The organism is Gaoshiqia sp. US2, assembly GCF_059705485.1.
Window position 1 is genome coordinate 5,406,756 of record NZ_AP048550.1, and the last position, 8,846, is coordinate 5,415,601.

At 47.5% G+C, this 8,846-nt stretch carries 6 protein-coding genes; 1 reads left to right on the forward strand and 5 read right to left on the reverse strand.

Annotated features, from left to right (window positions below; genetic code table 11):
- Positions 1-14 precede the first annotated feature (14 nt).
- The 3 genes from AC6H3C_RS21800 to ald form a co-directional block, all read right to left on the reverse strand.
- Complete coding sequence (locus AC6H3C_RS21800; RefSeq protein WP_497517661.1) at positions 15-1,508, reverse strand: glutamine synthetase beta-grasp domain-containing protein; 1,494 nt, start codon at positions 1,506-1,508, stop codon at positions 15-17.
- Between the two features lie 59 nt (positions 1,509-1,567).
- Complete coding sequence (locus AC6H3C_RS21805; RefSeq protein ID WP_497517662.1) at positions 1,568-4,210, reverse strand: valine--tRNA ligase; 2,643 nt, start codon at positions 4,208-4,210, stop codon at positions 1,568-1,570.
- Between the two features lie 183 nt (positions 4,211-4,393).
- Positions 4,394-5,506 (reverse strand): alanine dehydrogenase, encoded by a 1,113-nt coding sequence (gene ald / locus AC6H3C_RS21810; protein WP_497517663.1) that lies wholly within the window; start codon positions 5,504-5,506, stop codon positions 4,394-4,396.
- 252 nt (positions 5,507-5,758) lie between these two features.
- Between ald and AC6H3C_RS21815 the strand changes: the two genes are divergently transcribed.
- Positions 5,759-6,970, forward strand: a complete 1,212-nt coding sequence (locus AC6H3C_RS21815; RefSeq protein ID WP_497517664.1) for a pyridoxal phosphate-dependent aminotransferase — start codon at positions 5,759-5,761, stop codon at positions 6,968-6,970.
- Between the two features lie 131 nt (positions 6,971-7,101).
- On the opposite strand, the gene AC6H3C_RS21820 is transcribed toward AC6H3C_RS21815, so the two are convergent.
- Both AC6H3C_RS21820 and AC6H3C_RS21825 read right to left on the reverse strand, forming a co-directional pair.
- Entirely contained in the window at positions 7,102-7,707 is a 606-nt protein-coding gene (locus AC6H3C_RS21820) for a hypothetical protein (RefSeq protein WP_497517665.1), read from the reverse strand.
- Positions 7,708-7,870: 163 nt separating this feature from the next.
- Positions 7,871-8,836 carry a PorP/SprF family type IX secretion system membrane protein gene (locus AC6H3C_RS21825; protein ID WP_497517666.1) on the reverse strand — a complete coding sequence of 322 codons (966 nt, stop codon included), beginning with the start codon at positions 8,834-8,836 and terminating at the stop codon, positions 7,871-7,873.
- Between the last annotated feature and the right edge of the window lie 10 nt (positions 8,837-8,846).

Below are 8,846 nucleotides of genomic sequence, written 5' to 3' on the forward strand. Positions count from 1 at the left end.
GATCTTTTAACAAACTACATATAATTCAGGTATTTCTCAACCAGTTTTTTAAAATCCCGGTTTTCGCCGCTGGTCCTGAAGTTATCGCACCAGTCTTTATCGTTAAATGAGCGAAGTTTCAACAGGGTATAATTGATGATTGATTTCGGAAAAATCTGGCCCGATTCAAATAGATCCCGGGCATTTTCAAGCGCCCCGGCCGATTCATAACAGGAAACAGGTAATCTTCCCGACAGGTTTCTGTCCGGATCATCACCAGACACGAACCAGTTTTCATCCGTTTGATATTCACCGGCTTTCTTCAGGGCCTCGTTGTCTGAAAAACCATGAAGCATCGCCACGATCAGGGCAGCAGAAAACAAATACGGATTTGCTGATCCGTCAGATCCGCGGTATTCAATGGTTTGCCGGCTCGAATGATCGGGCAACTTAGCTTCCTTTTGCTGGTTGGCATGGGCGGCCAAAGCTTTCGGTTCGGTAAAGACCAGCGGTACCCGCACCAGGCTTGAGCGGTTACTATATCCCCAACCAATGTGCTGCGCAGCCTTCTCTCCGCGCATCAGTCGCAGGTACGACACCGGATTGGTATTGGCAAAAGCCGTTAATGCCGGCGAAAGATCCAGAATTCCGGCAATCATTTTCAAACTGGTTGAAGTCAGTTCGCCGTTTTCGAGCAAGGTATTGTGCCCGTTTTGTTCAGTCAGAAAATGGAAGTGCATCCCGCTGCCGGGTTCATTCAAGGCAATTTTGGGAATAAAGGTCACGTTAACGCCATATTTTTGTCCCAGCATCCGCAAAATCCATTTGGCAATCACCAGCTGGTCTGAAGCATCATCCGGATCAACCGGCGAAAATTCCAACTCGTGCTGTTCGTGCATTTTTCCATCGCGGGTAAAACGGCCCGTTTCCGTATGCCCGAACCGCACCCGTCCGCCGCAACGGGCAATCAACTTCAGCGCTTCAATCCGAAGTTGTTCATTTTCGGAGAAAGGTTCGGCGCAATGATAGCCGTTCTCCGAATCAAAACCTTCACGCGAGGTATTGCTGATGACATAGTATTTCAACTCGGCCATCATCTTCACCTGCATCCCAGTTGTTTTAAAAAACTGATGCTGCGCTTTTCTCAGGATATATTCGGGCGAACTTTCCAGTGGCTGCCCATCGGCGCCATAAAACGAACAGAGGATATCGACAGCCGGAATTTTCGAGAACGGGTTTAAAAAGGCTGTTTTATACCGTGGCGCCAGGTATAAGTCGCTTGAATTAGGTTCCAAATGCGAAAAGATGCTGCTCCCGTCAACCCGTTCGCCAAACGATAAGACCAGCTCCAGGTCTTTTCGCCCGTTTACCATGAAATTGACGGTTTTTAATTTACCGTCCTCAGCCACATAACGAAAATTCAGCAACTGAATCTCCCGCTCCTCGATGTAGCGGATGATATCGTCGCGCGTGAATTCCGCCGCCGGCTTTTGCAGGTATTGTACCAACAGATTAGGCTGAAAAAGCATACATTCATCAACTGGTTTATCACCCAAAATTACGTATGTAGGCTGGATTAAAAAATAGTTTACTTCAATTTGGCAATTTGTTCTTCCAAAACTCTGATTTTTGCTTCCGCATCGGCTTTCTTCGCTTTCTCGGTATTCACCACGGCTTCGGGGGCGCTGTTTACAAAACGTTCGTTGCCGAGTTTCTTCATGACTGAATTCAGAAAGCCTTGCGTGTAGGCCAGTTCAGCATCCAGCTTCTTCAATTCTTCTTCCACATCAACGAGGCCGCCCATCGGCACAAAGTAGGTGGTTGATTTCACCAGGAATGACGCTGCACCAGGTACTTCTTCGCGTACCTGTTTCAGTGATGAAAGGTTTCCCAGTTTTACAAGAACCGGATCAAAGGCTGCGGCGTAACCTTTGTCACCGGGCATCACCGCCAGTTCGAGCTGGTCTTTGTTCGGAATATTATTTTTCGTGCGAATATTACGGATACCTGAAACTGCTTCTTTGGCATCTTCAAACTGCTGGATCAGGTTTTCATCGAAACCGGTTGACACCGGCCATTCACTGATCATGATGCTTTCGCTCGCTTCACGTTCTTTCAGTAATTGCCAAATTTCCTCGCTCACAAAAGGCATAAACGGATGTATAAACCGAAGCACAGCATCAAAGATCTCAATCAGTTCGGCATAGGTTTTCCCGTCAACCGGTTGCTGGTAGGCCGGTTTTACCAGCTCGAGCAACCAACCCGAAAACTCGTCGCGTACGGTGGTGTATACCGACATCAGCGCATCAGACATACGGAACTTATCGAAATGATCGTTGGTTTGTTCAACCACCTGGTTGAACTTTTGGCGAAACCAGTCAATGGCCAGTTTCGAGTGTTCGGGTTGAGGGATGTTATGGTCCACTTCCCAGCCCTTAACCAGGCGGAACGAGTTCCAGATTTTGGTCACAAAACCGGCGCCTTGTTGCGGAAGGCTCTCGTCGAACAATAAATCACCGCCGGCAGGCGAACAAAGCAGCATACCCACGCGCACCCCGTCGGCGCCATAATTGGCAATCAGGTCGAGCGGATCGGGCGAATTACCCAGCGATTTCGACATTTTGCGACGCAGTTTGTCGCGCACCATGCCGGTAAAATAGACATTTTTGAAGGGAAACTGTTGACGGTATTCGTAACCGGTAATGATCATCCGGGCTACCCAAAAGAAAATAATATCGGGAGCCGTTACCAGGTCGTTGGTCGGATAATAATATTGTATTTCCTTGTTTTCAGGATCGCGTATGCCATCGAACACCGAAATGGGCCACAGCCAGCTCGAAAACCAGGTATCCAATACATCTTCGTCCTGTTTCAGGTCGGCCATCGTGAGGGTTGAATTTCCGGTTTTTTCTTTTGCCAACGCCAGCGCTTTGTCGTCGGTATCAGCCACCACGAAGGAACCGTCGGCCAGATAATACACCGGAATGCGGTGGCCCCACCACAACTGGCGGCTAATGCACCAGTCTTTGATGTTTTCCATCCAGTGGCGGTAAATATTTTTGAATTTTGGCGGGTGAAACTGAATTTCATCATTCATTACATTCTCCAAAGCCGGAATCACCAGGTCTTCCATCTTCAGAAACCACTGGGCCGACAATTTGGGTTCAATCGCCACATGGGTACGCTCCGAATAACCTACTTTATTCGTATAATCTTCCACTTTGGCGACATTTCCTGCTTTTTCGAGCTCAACCATAATTTTTTCGCGAACAGCAAAGCGGTCTTCGCCGACAAACAAACCGGCAGCTTCGCTCAAGGTGCCGTCATCGTTAAAAATATCGATAGCGGGCAAACTAAAACGTAAGCCGATTTCATAGTCATTGATGTCGTGAGCCGGAGTAATCTTCAGGCAGCCCGTACCAAATTCCATATCCACGTACTCATCTTCGATAATCGGGACAGAACGGTTAATCAGCGGAACCAGTACCCGTTTCCCTTTCAGGTGCCGGAAGCGTTCGTCGTTCGGGTTCACGCATACTGCCGTATCGCCCAGTATGGTTTCGGGACGGGTGGTGGCAATAGTTACGAAAGAGGAATCGGGGGAGGACGGATCTTCGTCTATTTTATATTTCAGATAATATAATTTCGACTGAACTTCTTTATAGATGACTTCTTCATCCGACAGAGCCGTTTGTGCCGCGGGGTCCCAGTTGACCATGCGTACGCCGCGGTAAATCAGGCCTTTATTGTGCAAGTCGACGAAAGTTTTGATGACCGATTCGCTGCGGGGCTCGTCCATGGTAAAGCAAGTGCGGTCCCAGTCGCACGAAGCGCCCAGTTTTTTTAACTGTTCCAGGATGATCCCGCCGTGTTTGTGGGTCCAGTCCCATGCATGCTTTAGAAACTCGTCTCTGCTCAAATCGGTTTTGGAAATTCCTTCTTCCTTCAGTTTTCCAACCACTTTGGCTTCGGTAGCAATCGACGCATGATCGGTACCCGGCACCCAGCAGGCATTTTTTCCTAACATACGCGCCCGGCGGGTCAAAATATCCTGAATGGTATTATTGAGCATGTGCCCCATGTGCAGGACTCCGGTCACGTTTGGCGGCGGGATCACAATCGTGTATGGTTCACGCTCGTCGGGAAGCGAACGAAAAAAACCTTTTTCTATCCAATACCGGTACCATTTATCTTCAACTTCGGCCGGGTTGTACTTGCTGGGAATCTCCATGAGTGTGTGATTTTAACAATTCTGAATTGAGCCACAAAAATATAAAAAATACCTGACAGCCCGTTTATTTTCCGGTCATCAATCCGAAAGCAGATTCAGTTAACCTAAAAAGAAATTGCAGGTTGGCACAAAAAATAAAACCCCGCCTTTTCGGGCAGGGTTCTTTTATCATTAAACGATCGTTTACAAAACAGTATCAACCGGAACATAAGGCAGGCCGAATGCTTCGGCAACACCTTCGTATACCACCTTTCCGTCAACAACGTTCAAACCCTTCCTGAGGGGCAGATTATCTTTGCAGGCTTGTTTCCACCCTTTGGCCGCAAGCTGCATGGCATAGGGCAAGGTAGCGTTTGTCAATGCAATGGTTGAGGTACGCGGCACCGCGCCCGGCATGTTGGCCACGCAGTAATGAATCACCTCGTCGATCACAAAAGTCGGATGTTCATGCGTGGTTGCCTGGGTGGTTTCAAAACAACCTCCCTGATCCACTGCCACATCCACCAACACGGTTCCCGGGCGCATGGTCGAAACCATGTCGCGGGTAACCAGTTTCGGCGCTTTGGCTCCCGGAATCAGCACCGCCCCAACAATTACATCGTGGGTTTTCACCATTTCACGGATGTTATACTCGTTGCTCATCATGGTTTTCACATTGGCCGGCATGATGTCGTCGAGGTAACGCAGGCGTTTCAGGTTCACATCCATAATCGTCGTATCGGCCCCAAGCCCGGCTGCCATTTTCGCGGCTTCGGTACCCACAATACCCCCGCCGATAATCAGCACCTTTGCCGGCGGAACTCCCGGAACTCCTCCCAGAAGCACTCCGTACCCGCCGTAGGTTTTCTCCAGGTATTTGGCGCCTTCCTGAATCGACATCCGTCCGGCTACTTCAGACATGGGCACCAGCAAAGGCAGCGAACGGTCGTCCAACTCCACGGTTTCGTAAGCCAGGCAAACTGCGCCCTTTTCAATCATGGCATTGGTTAACTCTTCCGACGAAGCAAAGTGAAAATAGGTGTACAGGATTTGTCCCTTTTTAATTAACGGATATTCCCGGGCAATCGGTTCCTTCACTTTTATAATCATTTCAGCCACCGCATACACATCGTCAATAGTTGGAAGCAGTTTGGCGCCGGCAGCCCGGTAATCTTCATCGGTAAAACCGCTTCCGTGCCCGGCGGTCGTCTGTACATACACTTCATGCCCGCGTTTGGTTAGCTCGGCTGCCCCGGCCGGCGTTAAGGCCACCCGGTTTTCATTATTTTTTATTTCTTTCGGAACTCCAATGATCATACGTCTAAGTTTTTAAATCTTCTGTTTCAAAAATAGCAGAAGCAGTTTTCGAAAAACATGATTAAAGTACACTAATCAGCGCTACCAGGGTGATAGTAACCATTTAACCGGGGAACCGCCACCCGGCAAAGGGGTAATATTGCAAATCAAAACTTCAGCCAGATTAAATATTTCAATTTTAACGCCATAGGATGATTCTAATTTAGAATTGTTAGTTGTATATTTGCCGCCTAGCAGAAAATTTTTTATAACATGCCTACGACATCGAAACGGGGAAACAAAATGCCTGATTCGCCAATCAGGAAACTTGTTCCTTTAGCAAACAAAGCAAAGGAGATGGGCCGTAAAGTGTACCATTTAAACATTGGTCAGCCCGACTTGCCAACACCTCAGAAAGCACTCGATGCAATCCGGAGTATTGACAGAAAGATACTGGAATATAGTCCAAGTGAAGGAATTTTGTCGTTCCGCCAGAAACTGGCGAAATACTATCACAAGTTTAAAATTGATGTCGGGGTAGAAGATATCATCATTACGGCGGGTGGCAGCGAGGCGGTAACTTTTGCGTTTATGTCGTGCCTCGATCCGGGCGATGAAATCATCGTTCCCGAACCGGCTTATGCCAATTACGAAGCATTTGCCATTGTTGCCGGCGCGGTGATCAAATCGATCCCATCCAAAATTGAAGAAGGTTTTGCCCTTCCTCCGCTTGAGGAGTTCGAAAAACTGATCACCCCGAAAACCAAGGGGATTATGATTTGCAACCCGAACAATCCGACGGGTTATTTGTATACCCAGTCGGAAATGAACGAAATCCGCGACCTGGTGAAAAAGTACGACTTGTACCTGTTCTCCGACGAAGTATACCGCGAATTTTGTTACACCGGCGCCCCCTACATTTCGGCGTTTCACCTCGATGGAATTGAGCAAAATGTAATCCTGATCGATTCGGTTTCGAAACGGTACAGCGAATGCGGCATCCGCGTGGGAGCCCTGATTACCAAAAACAAGGAAGTCCGGCGCAACGTGATGAAATTTTGCCAGGCCCGCCTGAGTCCGCCCCTGATCGGACAAATTGCAGCCGAAGCATCGCTCGAAGATACCGAATCGTACCTGATGGATTCGTACAATGAGTATGTTGAACGCCGCAAGTTCCTGATTGACGGTCTAAACCGCATCGACGGCGTTTACTCGCCAATACCTATGGGCGCTTTTTACACTGTTGCCCGCCTGCCGGTAGACGATTCGGATAAATTTTGTGCCTGGCTGCTCGATGAGTTTGAGTACGAAAACGAAACTATTTTTATGGCGCCGGCATCCGGGTTTTACACCACCCCGGGTTACGGAAAAGATGAAGTAAGGATCGCTTACGTGCTTAAGAAGAAGGACCTGGCCAAGGCGTTAAAAATTCTTGAAGAAGCGTTGAAAGTTTATCCGGGAAGGAAATACAAAAATCACGAATAATCAGCATACCTGAAACGAAAGCGGCTGACTGGAAAATCTCAGTGAAATTCAAATTTTTCCGGTCAGCCGCTTTCTTTTAGAAATATCACCGTACGAAACCGGTCCCTTTCCTGAAGAATTTTCTGCCCGCATTACCGGATAAAGGTAAGAACCGTCACAAAAATACTCCAGATACTGATCCCGTTGATAAAAAGTATCTCCGCGAAACCATTAACTCCATTTCTGATGATGGATATAAGAGTCAGGAGAACGACAACTCCGATAATGATCAGTCCCGAGATCCCCAGAAACCACAAATTTTGAAGAATGGCCACCTGAAACGTGACAATCAGGGACGGAATTAATATAAAAACATTTACGGCCAGTAAGTTATGAAGTATCCGCTGGAGTGAAGTCTTCGGATTCCTGATCGTGTAAGGATACATATTGTGCGGTACAAAGGCAAGCAGGGTCAAGAAGGCAAAACTGTAATCGATGTATTTCATAAACTTCTCATGCTCTCCCAGATCGTAAAACTCAGCCAGCAGCCAAAAAAAACAATAAGTCAGAATAGCCGAAGCAAACAAAAGACCTTTATAGCCTTTGCTGTATTTTTCGCCGTATAAATGCTTATTGCTGAGGAAACTAAGCGTTTGCGTTGCCGGATCAAAAACACCATGTTTTAAGGCTCTTTTAATCGTGTAAGGTAAGAGGCCTGCATACAGAAATCCGGTTAATAAAAGTCCAAGTTTAATCATATCCGCTTAGCTGCCGGCAGCCGCTCACCAAATTGCTTTTCTGCCTTTGAAAGATCTGAAGATAGCTAAAAATTGGTCCGAAACTGCAATTAAAGGCTAAAATTCAGAAGAAATGCCCGGCAGATGATTGGTCATTCTGCCATTAAAAAATTCACCCCACTTTTTAGAAATATTGTTTTCTCACGTACGGACGTTTATAAAAGTCGACTTCGTAAACCACCCTGAACTCGTGCGTCCCCGCCTGGTACTTCCAAATTTCACGCCCAAAAGGAAATTCGGCGGCATAACCAAAGCGAATATTCGGAAGCATCACAAACTGCGTAATCACAGCAACCGTATTGTTCGACCGGTACATTCCGCCGACCCAGAATTTATCGAAAAACAGGAAGTTTGCAGAAACGTCGGCCTGGATAGGCTGGTTAAACGCCGCCTTGATCATGCCCGTCGGCTTAAACCGGACTTGCCGTTGGCGTCCAAAAAAGTAGCCGCCTAACAGGTAGGCATACCGGACATTGGCTAAGGAAGAAAAGTTATTCCGGTTGGCCTGAAAATCATTATTGATGATCTGGGGAATGGAGAGCCCGACATAATAATCCCGGGTATACACCAGGGCTCCCACCCCCCAGGCTGGCATAAAGTACATGTGCACATCTTTCTGGAATGCATCATCAGGGGTGTAGTCCGGGTCGAGCCGGTATTTCGTCAACAGGTTGGCATAGTTTACAAAGCCGGCTTTCACCCCCAACCGGAGGTAAGTATGCCAGTCCAGCTTTACCTGGTAGGCATAATTAGCCGTAATTGTCAGCTTCTCCTCGTAACCCAGCCGTTCATCCACAATATCAAGGCCCAAACCATTATTCTCATTCTTGACCGGTTTATACGCCGATACCGACGAAACAAGTGGGGCCTTGTCATGCCCCACATAGTATTGTCGTGTAAACACCTGAATCCCGATCTTATCCCACATACCCGAATAAGACGGGTTAATTGTCTGCATACTGTTCATGTACTGGGTGAAGATGGGATCGGTAAGTTGAGCCATTGATTGAATCGCAAACAAAAGCAGCATAATGGCCAATAACTTCTTACAACCCTGTTCCAACACCCTTATTTTCATCCATTTTTGCATATTGTTTTTT

Bases quoted from the DNA above. Each gene is read 5' to 3' on its own strand.
- AC6H3C_RS21800 (WP_497517661.1), bottom strand. From the start codon at position 1,508: ATGCTTTTTCAGCCTAATCTGTTGGTACAATACCTGCAAAAGCCGGCG.
- AC6H3C_RS21805 (WP_497517662.1), bottom strand. From the start codon at position 4,210: ATGGAGATTCCCAGCAAGTACAACCCGGCCGAAGTTGAAGATAAATGG.
- ald (WP_497517663.1), bottom strand. From the start codon at position 5,506: ATGATCATTGGAGTTCCGAAAGAAATAAAAAATAATGAAAACCGGGTG.
- AC6H3C_RS21815 (WP_497517664.1), top strand. From the start codon at position 5,759: ATGCCTACGACATCGAAACGGGGAAACAAAATGCCTGATTCGCCAATC.
- AC6H3C_RS21820 (WP_497517665.1), bottom strand. From the start codon at position 7,707: ATGATTAAACTTGGACTTTTATTAACCGGATTTCTGTATGCAGGCCTC.
- AC6H3C_RS21825 (WP_497517666.1), bottom strand. From the start codon at position 8,836: ATGCAAAAATGGATGAAAATAAGGGTGTTGGAACAGGGTTGTAAGAAG.